This is a genomic window from Longispora fulva (assembly GCF_015751905.1).
Classification (GTDB): Bacteria; Actinomycetota; Actinomycetes; order Mycobacteriales; family Micromonosporaceae; genus Longispora; species Longispora fulva.
Genome location: NZ_JADOUF010000001.1, coordinates 5,471,679 through 5,488,320, shown reverse-complemented (window position 1 = coordinate 5,488,320; position 16,642 = coordinate 5,471,679). Strand labels below are relative to the sequence as shown.

Sequence of the window (16,642 nt, the reverse complement as noted above, 5' to 3'; positions counted from 1 at the left end):
GGTAAACCGCACGGCGGCACGGACCTCATGCCCGGGCAGCCGGGCTACCTGCCCTGGTAGACCGGCTTCTCCTTGGCCACGAACGCCATGGTCGACGCCCGGTGGTCCTCGGTCCGGCCGCAGATCGACTGGGCCTCGGCCTCCACGGCCAGGGAGTCGGCGAGCACGCTGGCCTCGGCGATGGACAGCTGCCGCTTGATCGCGCCGTACGCGATCGTCGGCCCCTCGGCCAGCCGCAGCGCCAGCTCCCGGGCCGCCGGCACCACGTCCGCGTCGTCCTCGACGAGCTTGGTGAGCAGGCCCAGCCGCAGCGCCTCGGCGGCGTTCACCGGCTCGGCGAGCATCAGCAGCTCGGTGGCCTTGGCGTGCCCGACCATCCGGGGCAGGATCCACGAGGAGCCGGAGTCCGCGGCCAGCCCGACCTTCGCGAACGCCATCAGCATGCTGGTCTTCGGCCCGCCGACCCGGAAGTCGGCCAGCAGGGCCAGCGACAGCCCGGCCCCGGCCGCGGAGCCGTTGACGGCGGCGACGACGGGCTTGGGCAGGCTGGCGAGCCGCTGGGCGATCGGGTTGTAGTGGTCGTGCACGGTCTGCAGCGGGTTGCCGGTGCCGCTCTCCAGGGTCGCGAGGTGTTCACGCAGGTCCTGGCCGGCGCAGAACGCCTTGCCGGCCCCGGTGATCAGCACGGCGCGCACCGACCGGTCGGCGGCCACGTCGTTGAGGACGAGGCGCAGCTTCTCCTTGAGGGCCAGGTTCAGCGCGTTGTACGCCTCCGGCCGGTTGAAGGTCAGGGTGGCGATCCCGTCGGCGTACTCGACGAGCAGCGGGTCGGTCATGTGAGCTCCTGGAGGCACGTGTCCACGAATCGGTCGGCGGCCGGGCGCAGCCGCCCGGCGTGTCGGTCGAAGAACGCCGCGGCCGTCGTGCCGGTCCACCGCTCGGGGAGCAGGGCCGGTGGCAGCTGCGGGTCCTGGAAGAGAAAAGTACGCCAGGCGTGCACGAGCCGGAACCGGGCCGCGTACGCCGCCTCGTCGGGGGCCTCTGGGCCCAGCCGGACGATGGGCTGCTGCCCCGACACGAACTCCGCGTACTTGCGCCCGAGGTCCTCCAGGTCCCACGCCCGCCGGACCAGGGCCGCCGCGCCTCCGGCCCCGGCGAAGTGCTCGGCGGTGAACCTTTCATAACGGATTCCGGCATCGGTGAGCAGCGCGTCGACATCGGGCGCGGGGCGGGGGGACAGCCACGTGCCGGGGTCCAGAGCACCGTAGCCGAGGAAGCCGAGGTCGGCGGCGAGCCTGCCGCGCTCGGCCCGGTCCAGCGGCAACGTGATGATTATCAAGTCGAAGCGGCCGTCCCAGCCGAGCCGCTCGGTGCGGTAGATCCGGGCGGCGGCCTCGTCGAGCCGGCGGGACGCCTTGTGGGTGAGCCGGTAACCGGGCCCTTCGGGCAGTTTGACCGGTTGCAGCCAGCCCTGGCGCACCATCCGGGACACGGCGGTCCGGACGGCCGGGGCGGCGATGCCGAGGGGGGCTAGGAGGCGCACGAGGGCTGCCACGGGGGCGGCTCCGCCGCGTGGCCGGAGGTGGTCTCCGTACAGATCGAAGAGCGCCGAGCGCGCTTGCATCCGCAGAGTGTGACAGTTAGACGCCCGAAAATCCAAACTTCTGTCACATTTGCGCTGGGGCGGTTTGGGATCAGGGGCAGTTATCAGGGAAAATCATTGGTTGGCACGTGTGCCGGCACGCCCAGTGGGTACGGGGCCGTCCACGTGTGCGGTACTAGGCGGCTTGATTGAGGGGAGACAGCATGGCGGCCATGAAGCCGCGGACCGGTGACGGTCCGCTGGAGGTCACCAAGGAAGGACGCGGCATCGTGATGCGCGTTCCGCTGGAGGGTGGCGGTCGGCTTGTCGTGGAGATGACTCCCGACGAGGCCAAGGCGCTCGGAGAGGCACTGCGGGACGTGGTGGGGTAGTACCCATCTCAGGCTGATCGGCCCCGAGCCTGCCACACCCACCTGTGGCGAGCCGGGGCCGCCGGCACTTGACAACGTTGGCTCGAAGTTGATGGAGGCCCTGTGCAGCTCGACGTCCGTCTCACCACCCCACGCGGCCAGGGGGCGCTCGTGCGGCCGGTCTCCCCGCCCGGGGAGGGGGAGTCGGTGAACCTGCCCGGGGAGGACGAGCTCAACGCCTTCCTCCACGATGCCGAGCACAAGGGCGGGCCGGGTGAGACCGCGGCACTGCCCAGGCCCCTCCGCAAGCCCCACAAGGTGTATCTGATCGGGATCGGCGACGGCGGCCCGGCCGGCTGGCGGGCGTTTGGTGCCGCTGTGACCAGGTCGGCGTCCCGGGAGACGTCCGTCACGGTCGAGCTGCCCGCCGACCTCGACGGCGACCGGCTCCGGGCCCTGGTCGAGGGCCTGCACCTGGCCTCCTACCGGTTCCGTGAGGTCCCGGTGCCGGCCGACAAGGCCCCCCGGCTGCGCAGGGTGCACCTCGCGGGCCCGACCGACGAGGCAGCCGTCACCGCCGGGCGGGTCACCGCCGAGGTGACCCTCCTGGCCCGCGACTGGGTGAACAAGCACAGCGCCGAGAAGAGCCCGGCGTGGCTCGCCGGCCGGATGGAGAAGGCCGCGGCCAAGGTCGCCGGCGTCAAGGTCCGGATCCGCGAGCCCCGGGAGCTGGCCGACGAGGGCTTCGGCGGCATCCTGGCCGTCGGCGGCGGGTCCGCCCGCGGCCCCCGGCTGGTCGAGCTCACGTACAACCCCAAGAACGCCACGAAGCATGTGGTACTGGTGGGCAAGGGCATCACCTTCGACACCGGTGGCATCTCGATCAAGCCGGCGGCCGGCATGCTCCTGATGCGCAAGGACATGGGCGGCGCGGCGGCGGTCACCGGCGCCCTGCTCGGCGCGGCCCAGCTCGGGCTGCCCGTCAAGGTGACGGTCCTGGCCCCCCTCGCGGAGAACGCCGTGAGTGGTACGGCGTTCCGGCCTGGCGACATCGTCCGGCACTACGGCGGCGGCACGTCCGAGATCCTGAACACCGACGCCGAGGGGCGGGTCGTGCTCGCCGACGCGCTGGCGTACGCGGTGAAGAAGCTCAAGCCCGACGTCCTCGTCGACCTGGCCACCCTGACCGGTGCCCAGAACGTGGCCCTGGGCAAGCGCACCGCCGCCCTGTACGCCGACAGCGACGAACTCGCCGAGGCGCTCACCGTCGCGGGCGCGGAGGCCGGCGAGCGGATGTGGCGGCTGCCGCTGCCAGAGGACTATGTGGAGGATCTGGTCAGCGACGTCGCCGACTGGGTGAACTCCACAGAGGTCGGTGCCGGTTCGGTGATGGCCGCGCTGTACCTGCGGGAGTTCGCCGGCGCGCTGCGGCCCCGGTGGGCGCACCTCGACATGTCGTCCGTGGCGTGGTCGGACGGCGTCGACAAGGACCTGTCGAAGGGCGCGACCGGCTGGGGCGTGCGCACCCTCCTCCGCTGGTTGGAGACCGTAGCGGCGTGACCGGAAGGGCCCTCTGGGTTTCTCAGAGGGCCTTCACGGCCACGAGCAGGCCGTCGCCGACCGGGAGCAGGGCGGAGATCCACTCCGAGGACTCCCGCAGCCACTTCACCGTCTCGCGCACCGCGACCGTCTCGGTGTCGCGGGCCGCCGGGTCCAGCACCCGGCCGCCCCACAGCGCGTTGTCCAGGGCCAGCACGCCGCCCGGCCGCAGCAGCCGGGCCGCCTCGTCCGCGTACTGCGGGTACTCGCTCTTCTCGCCGTCCACGAACACCAGGTCGTACGCCGCGTCGGCCAGGCGGGGCAGCACGTCCAGCGCGCGGCCGGTGATCAACCTCGTGCGCCCCGGGGCGAAACCGGCCTCCAGGAAGGCCTGGCGGGCATACCGCTGGTGCTCGGCCTCGGCGTCCATCGTGGTGAGCACGCCGTCGGGGCGCATGCCGCGCAGCAGCCACACGCCGCTCACACCGGTACCGGTACCGACCTCGACGACCGCCTTCGCGTGCGCGGCGGCCGCCAGTGCCCGCAGCGCCGCCCCGCCGCCCGGCTGGATCGGGGTGAGACCCAGCTCGGCGCCCCTTGCCCTGGCGGCGGCCAACACGGCATCCTCGACAACGTACGACTCCGCGAACTCGCGCGCCTCGCGAGCGAGCACGGTCCTGTCGATGGCACACCTCCTGTGGTCGGACCCAGCCTAGATGGTTCGCGGTAACCAGCGGCCCTGGACTGGACTCCACGTGCGATGCTGGAAAGGATCGCGTTGAGGGGAGGAGTTGGGGTGCCGCACCTTTCCGGAACTGCGCCGCAGAATACACCGAATGGCACAGAATCGCCCCGTGTGTACGGCCCGGAATCACCCTGGTGGTCCGACGGCCAGCACGATCCGTGGCGCAACGCCAGCACACCGGCCGTGCTGATCGCACATCCGACAGCCACGGCGCCGGCCCTCGAGCCACCGGCGCCCGCCCGCCAGGGCACCGCCCGCGCCGGGCTCGGCCTGATCCTCACCGTGGCCCTGATCTCCGCGCTGCTCGCCGGCGCGCTCGGCGGCACCCTGGGCTACGTCTTCGCCGCCCGCAACGGGGTCGGCGGCGGCGGGGCCCTGGTCGGCCAGTCCGACAGCAAGCCGGCCCCGGTGACCAACCGCGCGCCGGAGTCCCTGGCCGGCGCCGTGAAGAGGGCGTTGCCGAGCCTCGTGACGGTGCACGCGCAGGACACCCGCGCGCTGAGCACCGGCTCCGGCTTCATCGTCTCCCCTGACGGGTACATCGTCACCAACCAGCACGTGGTGTCCGAGACCCCCAAGGGGAAGTACTCGGTGCTGCTCGACAGCGGCGAGGAGGTGACCGCCACCCTGATCGGGATGGACGGCGTGTCCGACATCGCCGTGTTGAAGATCGACCGGAGCGGGCTGACCCCGATCACGTTCGGCGACTCCGACAAGCTCGCGGCCGGGGACCCCGTCATCGCCCTGGGCACCCCGCTCGGCCAGGAGCGCACCGCCACCTTCGGCATCGTCAGCGCGCTGAACCGGGCCCGGCCGGCCCCGGCCAACGACGTCGGCGGCGTCTCGGCCTTCTTCGCCGCCATCCAGACCGACGCCGCGATCAACCACGGCAACTCCGGCGGGCCGCTCATCGACGCCGCCGGCCGGGTGATCGGGGTCAACCAGCAGATCATCACGGGCAGCAAGGACGACAAGGCGGCCGGTTCCGGCAACATCGGCATCGGGTTCGCGATCCCGATCAACCAGGCCCGGCGGGTCGCCACCGAGATCATGACCACGGGGGCCGCCAGGCGGACCGTGATCGGCGCGTCGATCGACCCGGCCTTCCAGGGTGCGTCCGGCGGCGCGAAGCTGCTGGGGGCCACGGAGGGCGGCCCGGCGGCCAAGGCCGGGCTCAAGAGCGGCGACGTGATCACGGTGTTCGCCGGGCGTCCCGTTCAGGACGGTCCCGACCTGATCGCCCAGATCGCCAAGCAGGGGCCGGGCGCGGTGGTCGCGATCGAGTTCCAGCGCGAGGGCGGGAAGCGCACGGCCCAGCTCACGCTCGCGGCCGACAGCAAATAGTCACCATCCGGTGGCTGGCGCCCGTGCGCCGGACCCGGGTACCGTGGCGCTGGCGCGCTAAGAGGGGAGTGGGACGGTGTTCGAGAATCTCGGCTGGATGGAGATCGTCGTCCTGGTGCTCGTCGGCCTGTTCATCTTCGGGCCGGAGAAGCTGCCGAAGGCGATCAACGACGGCCTCAAGTTCGTGCGCAACGTGCGGGCGATGGCCACCAACGCCACGTCCGACCTGAGCCGCGAGATCGGCACGGACATCAAGCTCGAGGACCTGAACCCGAAGACGTTCATCCGCAAGCACGTGCTCAGCGACGAAGACCAGTCGCTGTTCCGCAACCACGCCGAGGACCTGCGCCGCGAGCTGAACGACGCGCTGAAGGACCCGCGCAAGGACGTCCGGATGGATGAGTACGTGCCGGTGGTCGCCGAGACCCCGGCGTCGACCGAGCCCCGGGCGCGGAAATTCGACGCCGACGCGACCTGAGCGAGGCCCCGGCCGACGCTGCTGGGTCGGTGGCCCACTCGTAGCCGATTAATGATCTTGATCTGGAAAAGCCCCGCGCTGGATCGCGCGGGGCTTTTCTGTGCAGGTCAGCGGGATGAAGGTGAGAGACCCAGTGGCTTGCCGACCAGGCTCTCGCGGCGGACGGCCAGCTTGTCGGCCACCTTGCGCAGGGCCGCGCCGGCGACCGAGTTCGGGTTCAGCGTGACCGGCTCGCCGATGTCGCCGCCCGACCGGACCAGGGTGTCGATCGGGATCTGGCCGAGGACCGGCACCGGGGCGCCGATGATCTGGGTCAGGGCGTCGGAGACCTGCTGGCCGCCGCCGGAGCCGAACAGCTCCATCCGGCTGCCGTCCGGCAGGTCGAGCCACGACATGTTCTCGATGACGCCGACGATCCGCTGGTGGGTCTGCAGGGCGATCGCCCCGGCCCGCTCGGCCACCTCGGCGGCCGCAGCCTGCGGGGTGGTCACGACCACGATCTCGGCGTTCGGCAGCAGCTGTGCGACGGAGATCGCGATGTCGCCGGTGCCCGGGGGCAGGTCGAGGAGCAGGACGTCCAGGTCGCCCCAGTAGACGTCGGCGAGGAACTGCTGGAGCGCCCGGTGCAGCATCGGGCCGCGCCAGACGACGGCCGCGTTGCCCTGGGTGAACATGCCGATCGAGATCACCTTCACGCCGTGCGCCTGCGGCGGCATGATCATGTCCTCGACCTGGGTGGGCCGGGCGTCCGTGCCGAGCATCCGGGGCACCGAGTGGCCGTAGATGTCCGCGTCGACGATTCCGACGGCCAGGCCCTTCGCCGCGAGCGCCGCCGCCAGGTTGACCGTGACGCTGGACTTGCCGACGCCGCCCTTGCCGGACGCGATCGCGTACACCCGGGTGCGGGAGTTCGGCTGGGCGAACGGGATGACCGGTTCTGCCGTCGCGCCGCCGCGCAGCGAGGACTGCAACTCCTTGCGCTGGGTGTCCGTCATCACGCCGAACTCGACCTTGACGGCGGTCACCCCGGCGACGGCGGACACGGCCGCCGTGACGTCCGAGGTCAGCTTGTCCTTGAGCGGACAACCCGCGATGGTCAGATCGATGCCCACGGTCACCAGGCCGTCACCGGTCACCGTGACGTCGCGGACCATGCCGAGATCGGTGATCGGCCGCCGGATCTCGGGGTCGTTGACGGTGGCGAGGGCAGCGCGGATCGCGTCCTTGAGCTGAATCGCTGGGGCTGACATGAATCTCATGCTACGTCGGAGCCCGCGCCACCTCCCGGGGCCTCCGGTACTCGGGGCTGGACGTGACGCACACCACCTGCTTGGCTGTGGGGCGTGACGTTGCTGGTCGGAAGGCGCGCGGCCGTCCGCCTCGCCGACGAGTTCCGCGAGGTGTACGCGGCGGCCTTCGGCACCGAGCCCTACTTCGAGGACGCCGAACAGGCCGAGACGTGGCGGCAGACGTTCACGCTCCGGCACACCGGCCGGGAAGGGTTCCGGTGCGCCGTTGTCCGCGAGAAGGGCCGGGTGCTGGGCTTCGGCTACGGCTATACCGGCGGGTACGGCCAGTGGTGGACCGACCGGGTCGCCTCCCTCATCGCCCCCGAACTGTCGGCGGAGTGGCTGGGCGACCACTTCGAGTTCGTCGAACTGGCCGTGCTGCCCGGCCACCAGGGGCGCGGGCTCGGCGCTGCGCTGCACGACGCGCTGCTGGCCGGCCTGCCGCACCGGCGCGCGGTGCTGAGCACGTGGCGGTTCGACACCCCGGCCCGGAGGTTGTACCTCAACCGGGGCTGGTCGGCGCTCGTGGAGGACCTGGACGGGGAGTCCTCGCTGTTCGGGAGGGTGCTGCCGTAGCCGGCGGGCTAGCTACGGCTTCGGGGTGGCCGACTTCCCGCTCGGCGTCGGCGTCGGGGTGGCCGACGGGCTGGGCGAGCCCGACGGGCTGGTCGACGGGGTGGGGCTGGGCGTCGACGGCGACGGGCCGGGGGACTCCGGGGGCGGCTCCCGGTCGTGCGGGGACTCCGACGGGGTCGGCGAGGGAGCCGGGGCCGGGTCCTGCCGGTTGGTCCCGCCGAACAGGGTCGAGCCCCGGTGGTCGCTCTTGTTGAACACGCTGGCCATCGACTCGCCCAACACGAGCCGCTCCACGACCTCGATCGTGCCCAGGGCCAGGAGGAATGTGGACACGACGGCGATCGTGACGCTCGCCCACGTCGGTATCGTGCGGCGCTTCGCCGGTGCCGGGGCGTAGAGGGTGCCGGTCGGGACCCGGGCCATGCCGACCGCGGCGGGCCGGATCACCCGGGTCTCGGGCCCGTCCTCGGGCCGCCCGCCGATCACGGGCACGGAGCCGTCGGGCCGGAGGCCGGGCGCGCCGGGCAACGCCCCCGTGTGCGGGCCGTCGTCGTCGGTCGGGAAGCTCTCCGGGTGCTGCTCGGCCAGCTCCGTCACGGGGATGACCCGTTTCAGCTGCTCCTTGGCTCGGTGGATCGAGTGCTGGTAGAGGGAGCTGCCGATGCCGGCCACCACGCTGGCCACGGCCGCACCGGTCAGGGTGCCACCGATCCCGAGCTTCGACAGGGCGAACGCCGCGGAGACCGCCGCGAGGGTACCGGCGACAACTTGAACGAGGTTCAGTTCCAGTTTGGGTGACGCCATCGAACAACCCTGCCCCGGCGTACCCGGAAAATGGGGTTGATTGTGGGCAAGCTTACTTGCGCTGCTCGTCGGCGAGCTTGGCCAGCTCCGAGCGGATGAAGTCGCGGGTGGCCACCTCGCCGAGCGCGATCCGCAACGACGCGATCTCCCTGGCCAGGTACTCCGTGTCGGCCTTCTGCGCCGTGGCCCGCCGCCGGTCCTCCTCCAGCGACAGCTTGTCGCGGTCGGTCTGCCGGTTCTGGGCGAGCAGGATCAGCGGGGCCGCGTAGGAAGCCTGGGTGGAGAAGAACAGGTTGAGCAGGATGAACGGGTACGGGTCCCAGTGCAGCTTCCACAGCCCGACCACGTTGAGCACGATCCACACGATCACGAAGATCGTCATGTAGAAGATGAACCGGGCCGTCCCCATGAACCGGGCGAAGGTCTCGGCGAACTTGCCGAACACCTCCGAGTCCAGCCGGATCCTGGGCAGCCGCATGCCCCGGTCGGCCGGTTGGTCGAGCCGCCGGCTGCGGGTGTCAGTCATGTCCACGGTCTCGCCAGTCGCGCGGCAGCAGGTGGTCGAGCAGGTCGTCGACGGTCACCGCGCCGACCAGGCGGCCGGCGTCGTCCACGACCGGCATCGCCACCAGGTTGTACGTCGCCATCCGCCGGGTGATCTCCGGCATCGTGATATCCGGGGACAGCGGGTCGATGTCGTTGTCCACGATCCCGCCGACCAGCTCGGCCGGCGGCTCGCGGAGCAGGGACTGGAAGTGCGCGACGCCCAGGTACTTGCCCGTCGGCGTCTGCATCGGCGACCGGCACACGAACACCTGGGCCGCCACGGCCGGCGGCAGCTGCGGTTCGCGGATCCGGGCCAGCGCCTCGGCCACCGTCGCGTCCGGGGTGAGCACGATCGGCTCGCTCGTCATCAGCGAACCCGCGGTGCCGGGCAGGTACGCGAGCAGCTGACGCACCGGGTGCGCCTCGTCCGGCTCCATGAGGCCCAGCAGCTCCGCCTGGTCGGACCGGGGCAGCTCGTGCAGCAGGTCCGCGGCGTCGTCCGGGTCCATCTCCTCCAGGACGTCGGCGGCCCGCTCCTTGTCCAGCGCGGTCAGGATCTCCACCTGGTCGTGCTCGGGCAGCTCCTGGAGCACGTCGGCGAGCCGCTCGTCGTTGAACGCGGCGGCCACGGCGAACCGGCGGGTCTCGTCGAGGTCCTGCAGCACGTTCGCCACGTCGGCGGCGCGCATGTTGTCCATCGTGGCCAGCAGCGACGCCGTGCCCTGCTCCTCGGGCACGCCGATCAGGTCGGGGACGTCGCCCCAGCTCAGCTGCTGGATGTGCCCCCGGCGGGTCAGCCGGCCGGTGTGCTCGCGGACCGCCACTCGGTTCAGCATCCAGTCGCCGGCCCGCTCGCGCTCCATCCCGATGTCGACCACGGTGCCGTACCTGCCGTCGGGCAGGTCCACCCGGCGGTCCAGGAGTTCCTCGAGGACCAACAGCTCGCCTGGGCGCTTCTCGAACCGGCGCAGGCTGATCGTGCCGGTGGACAGCACCACGGCGTCGGCGTCCATCGCGGTCACCCGGCCCATCGGGATGAAGATCCGCCGCACGGCGGGGATCTCCGCGATGATGCCGATCACCCGGCAGGGCTGGCCGTCCGTGCGGGCACGGGCCAGCACGTCCCGGACCCGACCGACCTGGTCGCCGTTGGGGTCGAAGACAGCGATGCCGGCGAGCCGGGCGACAAATACGCGGGTCGCCGTGGTCACGGGCCCAGCCTAGCGGGGCCGTTTGACCCGGTGCAGCCTGAACGGACTCTTCGTGCGCCGGGCCGCCGTGGTGGCCGGAGCCTCCGCCGCGCCGGACCCGTCGGTGAGCGCGATCGTCGCCCCGGTGGGCGTCAACCGGTACACGACGCACGTCGATGCCCACCGGGCGACGGTGTCCTCGGCCGCCGCGAGGTTCAGCCGCTTCGCCGCGAGCTGCGGGGCCACGGCCTCCCAGTCCTGCGAGCCCGGGGGCACCGTGGACACCTGCGCCGTCCAGTCCACGATCCGGCCGCCGTGGTCGCCGCGCAGGGTCACGGTCGCGGTGCCCGGGGCCAGCCCGGCGGCCGGCTGCTCGCCGGGGCCGGTGACCACGTACAACGCGCCGTCCACCCACAGGCACCAGACCGCGCCGCCCGGGGTCAGCCAGGCGATCGCTGCCTTCTTCGCGGCTTCCTCGATCAGCGGATCGAGACGGGGGGCCACCGTTGTGGACGTCTCAGCCGGCTCGGGCCGGGCCGGCTCGGCCTGCGCGTCGGTCTGCGGGTCGGTCATGCCCCACAGTGTGCCAGCACCCCGGACAGGCTGGGGATCGTCGGCCCCCGCCAGTCGGGCTCCGCGTTGTAGGTCAGGTGCTCGGCCGCGTCCGGGGCGAGCAGCCGGATCGGGCGCAGGCCGGCCCGGAGCGCGCCGGTCAGCTCGTTGCTGCCGCCGTCGCCGACGTACAGGCACTCCTCGGGGAGCACGTCGAGGGCCTTGTACGCCGTCGAGTACATCGCCGGGTCCGGCTTGCAGTAGCCGGTCTCGAAGGAGAAGACGGTCGCCTGCACGTACGGCGCGACGGCCAGCGTCGACCACAGCAGCGGCAACTCGTTCGTGCAGTCGCTGACCAGCCCGACCCGGATGTCCCGGGACCGCAGCGCCGCCAGGGTGGCCACCGCGTCCTCCCGCAGCCGCGCGTCGTGCCGCAGCACCTCCATCCGCGCCGTGCACGCGTCGCGCACCTGGTCCTCCGAGGGCGTGACCCCGAGCCGGCTGGCGAGCATCCGGACCGTCGCCGGCAGGTCGCCCCAGGCGCCGGTGGCCCGGGAGTAGAACGTCTCGCTCAGGGCGTCACCCAGGGCCGCGGAGGACACGCCGAGCAGCTCGGCGACGTGGTCGTGCGCGACGCCACGGGCCACGGCGTGGGTGAGTGTTCCGAAGAAGTCGAAGAGGACGGCACGGACGGGACCGGACGCGGGGGCGCCAAGATCGAGGGTCATGGCGAAAGAGTAGCGATCGGATGAACGCTGCGTTATCCCCTGGATGACCGCCGTGCCGTCAACTTCGGGCTGAGCACCACCACGCACACGCCCGTGACCAGCAGAGCGAGGCCCGGCAGCGCGCTGAGGGCCGGAACCTGGTGCACGATCAGCCAACCGAGCAGCGCCGCGCCCGGCACCTCGAGCAGGATCAACACCGACAGCACATGCGCGGGTACCCGCTTCAGCGAGAAGTTGAACAGGGAGTGCCCGAGCAGCTGCGGCCCGACGGTGAGCGCGACGAGCAGCAGCCAGGCCGTCGTGGAGTACCCGGTCAGCGGCACGTCCCACAGCACGCACACCGCCAGCAGCACGAAGGCGCACACCCCGTAGCAGAGCAGCGTGTACGTCGTCGTGCTCACGTCGGCGCGGACCTTTTCGCCGAAGCTCACGTACACTGCGGCGAACAGCCCGCCGAGCAGGGCCAGCCCGTCGCCCAACAGCGCCTCGGGGCTGCCGTTGATGTCCGCCCCGGTCGCCACCACGGCCCCGGCGAACGCCAGCCAGATCCCCAGCCACATCGACCGGCCCAGCTTCTCGCCCCGGAGGAACGCGAACACCCCGGTCCAGATCGGCTGGGTGGTCGCCAGTGCCGTGGCCGTCGCGACGCTGGTCAGGGTCGCGCTCGGTACCCAAGTGCCGAAGTGTGCCGCCAGCGCCACCCCGGCCAGCACGCACAGCGCGATCTGCCGCTTGTTCAGCGCGCCGAGTTCCTCGCGGCGGCGGACGGCGACGACCGGGGCGAGCGCGCCGACCGCCATCGCGTTCCGCCAGAACGCGATGGCCAGCGCCGGGGCCGCGGTCGCCGCGATCATCGGTCCGGAGGCCGAGACGGCGAGGATGCCGACGGCGAGCGCGGCATAGGTGGGCCAGTGGGCGCGGGGGGTGGTCACGGCCCGAATGCTAGGGGCCTGGTGGGACGGGCACGGGGCCGGGCGGTGACTGTCCCACCGGCCCGGTGTCTCTCTCGATCAGCGAGGTATCCCGATCGGCGGCGGCTCCCGATCGAAGGCGTCTCCCGATCGGTTGTGCGCGCATGAGTTGCAGGTGCATAAGATGCGGCGGTCCACGTGAGGCAGGGGCTTCCGGGTCACGGCGGCAACACGCGGTGTGCTATATCCCACAGGGCTGTTCTGTCCGGTCCTAGGCTGAAGCTACGCTCCCGACTACCTGCCGGTAACTTAGCTACTCGCGGGTAACTCGGCGCGCTCGACTCTTCGGCGGAGCGCCCACCCACCAGCGCGACTACCAGGGAGATCGAACATGGGTGCACTCGGACGTCCCCGCCGGTCCTGCCTCGCCGTGCCCGGCTCGAGCACGAAGATGCTCGGCAAGGCGCAGGGGCTGGCCGCCGACCAGGTCTTCCTCGACCTGGAGGACTCGGTCGCCCCGCTGGCGAAGGCCGACGCGCGCAAGAACATCGTCGCGGCGCTGACCGAGGGCGACTGGGCCGGCAAGACCCGGGTCGTCCGGGTCAACGACCTGACCACCCCGTGGACCTACCGGGACGTCATCGACATCGTCGAGGGCGCCGGTACCCACCTTGACGCGATCATGCTCCCCAAGGTGCAGACCGTCGCGCACGTCCAGTGGCTGGACCTGCTGCTCACCCAGATCGAGAAGACCCTCGGCCTGCCGGTCGGCGGGATCGGCATCGAGGCCCAGATCGAGAACGCCCGCGGCCTGGTCAACGTCGACGACATCGCCGGCGCCTCGCCCCGGGTCGAGACGATCATCTTCGGCCCGGCGGACTTCATGGCGTCGATCAACATGAAGTCCCTGGTCGTGGGCGAACAACCGCCCGGCTACGACGTCGGCGACGCCTACCACTACATCCTGTCCCGGCTGCTGATGGCCGCCCGGGCGCACGACCTGCAGGTCATCGACGGCCCGTACCTGCAGATCCGCGACGTGGACGGCTTCCGCCGGGTCGCCGGCCGGTCCGCGGCCCTCGGCTACGACGGCAAGTGGGTCCTGCACCCCGGCCAGATCGACGCCGCCAACGAGCTGTTCTCGCCGGACCAGGGCGACTACGACCACGCGGAGCTGATCCTCGACGCGTACGACTACTACACCTCCGAGGCCGGCGGCCGGCTCGGCGCGGTCATGCTCGGCGACGAGATGATCGACGAGGCCTCGCGGAAGATGGCGCTGGTCATCGCGGGCAAGGGGCGCGCGGCGGGCATGACCCGCACGACGAGCTTCACGCCGCCGGCGTAGCCCGAAAGAGAGGGTGCCCCCGACCGGGGGCACCCTTCTCAGTACCCGTCGTAGGTGTGGTTGTTCGCCTCGTTGAACGCCCACACGAAGAAGACCACGTAGAACGCGATCACGAGCACGCCGATCGCCGTGCCGATCCAGCCGATGATGATGCCGGCCAGCGCCATGCCGTCACCCTCCTCGTCGCGCTCGCGGATCTGCTTGCGCGCGACATGGCCGAGGATCGCGCCGATGAAGCCGAACGAGCCGAAGCACATCACGAGGGCGCAGATCGACGTGACCATGGCGGCGATCGCCAACCCGTTGGTGCGCCGGGCCACGTACTGCGGCGGGTAGGCGTACTGCGGCGGATACGGCGCGCCGGTGACCGGCTGGTTCGGGTCCCAGTGCTGATTCGGATCCCACTGGTTCGGGTCCTGCGTGGGGTACGTCATGCTCCCCATTGTGCTGGCCGGCGCAAGCTATCTCGTCGGGTTGAGCACATGGGCGATGTCGCCCGGGTACATGATCAGGGCAACCGCGACCATCACGAAGAACAGCCCGAAAGCGATCCAGCCGCAGATGATCCCGGCGAGCGCCTTGCCGGCCCCGGCCTCGCCCCGTTCCCGGATCTGCTTGCGGGCCACGTGCCCGAGGATCGCGCCGACGGCGCCGACCAGACCGGACGCAGAGCAGCACACCACCAGGCCGAGCGCGCAGATCGAGACGATCATCGAGGCGAGGGCCATGCCGTTGGCCCTCGGCGGGCCGTACGGCTGCTGCTGGTACGGCATGTACGGGCCCCCGGTCACCGGCGGCGCGCTGTACGGCTGGTCGTACTGCGGGTACGCCTGCTGGTCGTAACCCGGGTAGCCGGGCTGGGCCGGCGGTTGCTGCTGGTAGCCGTACGGCGTCGGCACCTGGAAATCGAGCGGATCCGGGGAGTTCTGGGGCGCGCCCTGCTGGTAGGGGTCATTCTGGGGGTGCGGATAGGTCATGGGTACCCATCGTGGTGCCTGGACCCGGTATCCGCAGCCCCCGCAGGCGTGGCGTACACGACTCGCCCGACGGGTGGTTGCCGGCAAACGTGTCTAAGGGGCAGGATCACGGCATGGCAGCACAGCCCGCGGTACTCGCCGCCCCAGCACCCACAATGGCCCCCACTGACCGACTGGACGGCAAGGTAGCCCTGGTGACGGGTGCCGGCAGCCCGGACGGCATCGGCTTCGCCACCGCCCTGCGGTTGCGCGCGCTCGGCGCGGAGGTCGCCATCGTGTCGACCACCAAGCGCATCCACGAGCGCAGCAAGGAGATCGACGCCCTGGGATTCGTCGTGGACCTGACCGACGACGCGGAGGTCGCCGGGCTCGCCGACGCGGTGATCGAGCAGCTCGGTGAGGTCGACATCATCGTGAACAACGCCGGCCTGGCCAGCAAGAGCAGCCCGGAGGTGTTCCGTCCGGTCTCCCAGCTCACCTACGAGGAGTGGAAGGCCGAGATCGACCGGAACCTGAGCACGGCGTTCCTGGTCAGCCGGGCCTTCGTGGGCGGAATGACGGAGCGCGGCTGGGGCCGGATCGTGAACGTGGCGGCCACGGCCGGCTACCTCAACGCGATGCCGGCCGCGGCGGCGTACGCGGCGGCGAAGGCCGGCGTCATCGGCCTGACCCGCGCGCTGGCCATGGAGGTCGTCGCCGACGGCATCACGGTCAACGCCGTGGCCCCGGGCACGATCCGCACCGGCTCGTCCACGGTCGCGGAGCTGCGGCACGGTCTGGACACCCCGATGGCCCGCCCGGGCCTGCCGGAGGAGGTGGCCGCGGCGATCACGTTCTTCTGCACGCCGGCGGCGTCCTACGTGACCGGCCAGGTTCTGGTGGTCGACGGCGGCAACAGCGTCCGCGAGTCCAACTACCGGTAGGTGTCGGGTATGCGACGACGGCGCGGTCCCCGCAACGGGGCCGCGCCGTGAGTCGGAAGGCTCAGTAGCTGCTGGTGCTGCCGTCGGTCATGGCGCCGAACATGCCGAGACCGAAGACGCCGCAGCAGTAGAGCAGGAAGAAGCCGGTGAAGATGTAGCCGATCACCAGGCCGGCCGTCGCCAGGCCGTCGCCGTCCTCGCCGGTCTGCTTGATCTGCTTCTTGGCCATGTGGCCCAGCACGATCGCGACCGGGGAGAAGACGAACGCGAACACCAGCGCCAGGATCGCCATGGTGTTGGTGCCCCGGGGCTGCACGTACCCGTACGGCTGCTGGGCGTAGGGCTGCTGGTAGCCGGGCTGGTAGGGCTGCTGCTGCGCGTACGGGTCGTACGGGGCGCCCGTGCTCGGCGGCGCGCTGTACGGCTGGTCGTACTGCGGGTAGCCGCTCTGGTCATACCCGCTCGGCTGGCCGTAGCCCGGCTGACCCGGCTGCTGCGGCTGCTGACCCTGGGGGTTATATGGATCTTGCGGGTACGTCATTGACTTTCCTCCCTCTACCCGCCAGACGGTACCTGTACCGCGCCACCCGCGCATAGCCTGAGGCCTGTGGGTCGCGACAACGGTCGGGAAGGCGACGTCCGCGGCCCTCAGCAGGTGGTCAGGGTCACACGGCAGTCACTTCCCGCTCACCTGAACGACCGTTCATACTCACCGGTAATACTGGATTGGCCTGGAGGT

General features: G+C 71.3%; 20 protein-coding genes. 7 read left to right on the top strand and 13 right to left on the bottom strand.

The features are described 5' to 3' along the window. Positions 1-44 precede the first annotated feature (44 nt). Both IW245_RS24715 and IW245_RS24710 read right to left on the bottom strand, forming a co-directional pair. Positions 45-836, bottom strand: a complete 792-nt coding sequence (locus tag IW245_RS24715) for an enoyl-CoA hydratase/isomerase family protein (protein ID WP_197005547.1) — start codon at positions 834-836, stop codon at positions 45-47. Further along, on the bottom strand, positions 833-1,624 hold the full coding sequence (locus IW245_RS24710) for a PaaX family transcriptional regulator (RefSeq protein WP_197005546.1): 792 nt from the start codon (positions 1,622-1,624) through the stop codon (positions 833-835). Before IW245_RS24710 ends, IW245_RS24715 begins: the two co-directional genes overlap by 4 nt. Before the next feature lie 182 nt (positions 1,625-1,806). Here IW245_RS24710 and IW245_RS24705 point away from each other — a divergent pair, with 182 nt between their 5' ends. Both IW245_RS24705 and IW245_RS24700 read left to right on the top strand, forming a co-directional pair. Then, positions 1,807-1,974, top strand: coding sequence for a DUF3117 domain-containing protein (locus IW245_RS24705; protein WP_197005545.1), 168 nt, complete (start codon positions 1,807-1,809; stop codon positions 1,972-1,974). Between the two features lie 102 nt (positions 1,975-2,076). Continuing rightward, positions 2,077-3,513, top strand: a complete 1,437-nt coding sequence (locus IW245_RS24700; protein WP_197005544.1) for a leucyl aminopeptidase family protein — start codon at positions 2,077-2,079, stop codon at positions 3,511-3,513. A 22-nt stretch (positions 3,514-3,535) separates the two neighbouring features. Here IW245_RS24700 and IW245_RS24695 read toward each other — a convergent pair whose 3' ends face one another. After that, positions 3,536-4,111 (bottom strand): O-methyltransferase, encoded by a 576-nt coding sequence (locus IW245_RS24695; protein ID WP_197008666.1) that lies wholly within the window; start codon positions 4,109-4,111, stop codon positions 3,536-3,538. Between the two features lie 237 nt (positions 4,112-4,348). On the opposite strand from IW245_RS24695, the gene IW245_RS24690 reads away from it, so the two are divergent. Both IW245_RS24690 and IW245_RS24685 read left to right on the top strand, forming a co-directional pair. Then, a complete protein-coding gene (locus tag IW245_RS24690; protein ID WP_233472913.1) occupies positions 4,349-5,581 on the top strand; it encodes a S1C family serine protease in 1,233 nt (410 codons plus the stop codon). A 76-nt stretch (positions 5,582-5,657) separates the two neighbouring features. Next, complete coding sequence (locus tag IW245_RS24685; protein WP_197005543.1) at positions 5,658-6,059, top strand: Sec-independent protein translocase subunit TatB; 402 nt, start codon at positions 5,658-5,660, stop codon at positions 6,057-6,059. A gap of 107 nt (positions 6,060-6,166) precedes the next feature. Here the strand turns inward: IW245_RS24685 and IW245_RS24680 are convergent, their stop codons facing one another. Next, positions 6,167-7,309, bottom strand: coding sequence for a P-loop NTPase (locus tag IW245_RS24680; protein WP_197005542.1), 1,143 nt, complete (start codon positions 7,307-7,309; stop codon positions 6,167-6,169). A gap of 93 nt (positions 7,310-7,402) precedes the next feature. On the opposite strand from IW245_RS24680, the gene IW245_RS24675 reads away from it, so the two are divergent. Beyond that, positions 7,403-7,924 carry a GNAT family N-acetyltransferase gene (locus IW245_RS24675; RefSeq protein WP_197005541.1) on the top strand — a complete coding sequence of 174 codons (522 nt, stop codon included), beginning with the start codon at positions 7,403-7,405 and terminating at the stop codon, positions 7,922-7,924. A gap of 12 nt (positions 7,925-7,936) precedes the next feature. Here the strand turns inward: IW245_RS24675 and IW245_RS24670 are convergent, their stop codons facing one another. Genes IW245_RS24670 through IW245_RS24645 form a run of 6 tightly spaced genes read right to left on the bottom strand, consistent with a single transcriptional unit; the run spans position 7,937 to position 12,676 of the window. Next, positions 7,937-8,728: a hypothetical protein gene (locus IW245_RS24670; protein ID WP_197005540.1), complete on the bottom strand. Its 792-nt coding sequence runs from the start codon at positions 8,726-8,728 to the stop codon at positions 7,937-7,939. A 52-nt stretch (positions 8,729-8,780) separates the two neighbouring features. Then, positions 8,781-9,254: a DUF1003 domain-containing protein gene (locus IW245_RS24665; RefSeq protein ID WP_197005539.1), complete on the bottom strand. Its 474-nt coding sequence runs from the start codon at positions 9,252-9,254 to the stop codon at positions 8,781-8,783. Further along, complete coding sequence (locus tag IW245_RS24660; RefSeq protein WP_197005538.1) at positions 9,247-10,485, bottom strand: magnesium transporter MgtE N-terminal domain-containing protein; 1,239 nt, start codon at positions 10,483-10,485, stop codon at positions 9,247-9,249. Before IW245_RS24660 ends, IW245_RS24665 begins: the two co-directional genes overlap by 8 nt. A 9-nt stretch (positions 10,486-10,494) precedes the next feature. Continuing rightward, entirely contained in the window at positions 10,495-11,037 is a 543-nt protein-coding gene (locus tag IW245_RS24655; RefSeq protein WP_231398919.1) for an SRPBCC family protein, read from the bottom strand. Continuing rightward, on the bottom strand, positions 11,034-11,744 hold the full coding sequence (locus IW245_RS24650; protein WP_197005537.1) for an HAD family hydrolase: 711 nt from the start codon (positions 11,742-11,744) through the stop codon (positions 11,034-11,036). The genes IW245_RS24655 and IW245_RS24650 overlap by 4 nt, the downstream gene beginning before the upstream one ends. A gap of 32 nt (positions 11,745-11,776) precedes the next feature. Next, positions 11,777-12,676, bottom strand: coding sequence for a DMT family transporter (locus IW245_RS24645; protein WP_197005536.1), 900 nt, complete (start codon positions 12,674-12,676; stop codon positions 11,777-11,779). Between the two features lie 370 nt (positions 12,677-13,046). Here IW245_RS24645 and IW245_RS24640 point away from each other — a divergent pair, with 370 nt between their 5' ends. Beyond that, positions 13,047-14,003, top strand: coding sequence for an HpcH/HpaI aldolase/citrate lyase family protein (locus IW245_RS24640; RefSeq protein WP_197005535.1), 957 nt, complete (start codon positions 13,047-13,049; stop codon positions 14,001-14,003). A gap of 38 nt (positions 14,004-14,041) precedes the next feature. Here IW245_RS24640 and IW245_RS24635 read toward each other — a convergent pair whose 3' ends face one another. Both IW245_RS24635 and IW245_RS24630 read right to left on the bottom strand, forming a co-directional pair. Further along, positions 14,042-14,437 carry a DUF4190 domain-containing protein gene (locus IW245_RS24635; RefSeq protein ID WP_231398918.1) on the bottom strand — a complete coding sequence of 132 codons (396 nt, stop codon included), beginning with the start codon at positions 14,435-14,437 and terminating at the stop codon, positions 14,042-14,044. 27 nt (positions 14,438-14,464) lie between these two features. After that, positions 14,465-14,980 (bottom strand): DUF4190 domain-containing protein, encoded by a 516-nt coding sequence (locus IW245_RS24630; protein WP_197005533.1) that lies wholly within the window; start codon positions 14,978-14,980, stop codon positions 14,465-14,467. A 113-nt stretch (positions 14,981-15,093) separates the two neighbouring features. On the opposite strand from IW245_RS24630, the gene IW245_RS24625 reads away from it, so the two are divergent. Continuing rightward, the gene (locus tag IW245_RS24625) at positions 15,094-15,903 is read left to right on the top strand and encodes an SDR family NAD(P)-dependent oxidoreductase (RefSeq protein ID WP_197005532.1); all 810 of its coding nucleotides are present in this window, start codon (positions 15,094-15,096) and stop codon (positions 15,901-15,903) included. A gap of 61 nt (positions 15,904-15,964) precedes the next feature. On the opposite strand, the gene IW245_RS40930 is transcribed toward IW245_RS24625, so the two are convergent. Then, positions 15,965-16,444: a DUF4190 domain-containing protein gene (locus tag IW245_RS40930; RefSeq protein WP_231398917.1), complete on the bottom strand. Its 480-nt coding sequence runs from the start codon at positions 16,442-16,444 to the stop codon at positions 15,965-15,967. Positions 16,445-16,642: the final 198 nt, after the last annotated feature.

Bases quoted from the DNA above. Each gene is read 5' to 3' on its own strand.
- IW245_RS24625 (WP_197005532.1), top strand. From the start codon at position 15,094: ATGGCAGCACAGCCCGCGGTACTCGCCGCCCCAGCACCCACAATGGCC.
- IW245_RS24650 (WP_197005537.1), bottom strand. From the start codon at position 11,744: ATGACCCTCGATCTTGGCGCCCCCGCGTCCGGTCCCGTCCGTGCCGTC.
- IW245_RS24635 (WP_231398918.1), bottom strand. From the start codon at position 14,437: ATGACGTACCCCACGCAGGACCCGAACCAGTGGGATCCGAATCAGCAC.
- IW245_RS24705 (WP_197005545.1), top strand. From the start codon at position 1,807: ATGGCGGCCATGAAGCCGCGGACCGGTGACGGTCCGCTGGAGGTCACC.
- IW245_RS24680 (WP_197005542.1), bottom strand. From the start codon at position 7,309: ATGTCAGCCCCAGCGATTCAGCTCAAGGACGCGATCCGCGCTGCCCTC.
- IW245_RS24655 (WP_231398919.1), bottom strand. From the start codon at position 11,037: ATGACCGACCCGCAGACCGACGCGCAGGCCGAGCCGGCCCGGCCCGAG.
- IW245_RS24710 (WP_197005546.1), bottom strand. From the start codon at position 1,624: ATGCAAGCGCGCTCGGCGCTCTTCGATCTGTACGGAGACCACCTCCGG.
- IW245_RS24630 (WP_197005533.1), bottom strand. From the start codon at position 14,980: ATGACCTATCCGCACCCCCAGAATGACCCCTACCAGCAGGGCGCGCCC.
- IW245_RS24640 (WP_197005535.1), top strand. From the start codon at position 13,047: ATGGGTGCACTCGGACGTCCCCGCCGGTCCTGCCTCGCCGTGCCCGGC.
- IW245_RS24715 (WP_197005547.1), bottom strand. From the start codon at position 836: ATGACCGACCCGCTGCTCGTCGAGTACGCCGACGGGATCGCCACCCTG.
- IW245_RS24670 (WP_197005540.1), bottom strand. From the start codon at position 8,728: ATGGCGTCACCCAAACTGGAACTGAACCTCGTTCAAGTTGTCGCCGGT.
- IW245_RS40930 (WP_231398917.1), bottom strand. From the start codon at position 16,444: ATGACGTACCCGCAAGATCCATATAACCCCCAGGGTCAGCAGCCGCAG.
- IW245_RS24665 (WP_197005539.1), bottom strand. From the start codon at position 9,254: ATGACTGACACCCGCAGCCGGCGGCTCGACCAACCGGCCGACCGGGGC.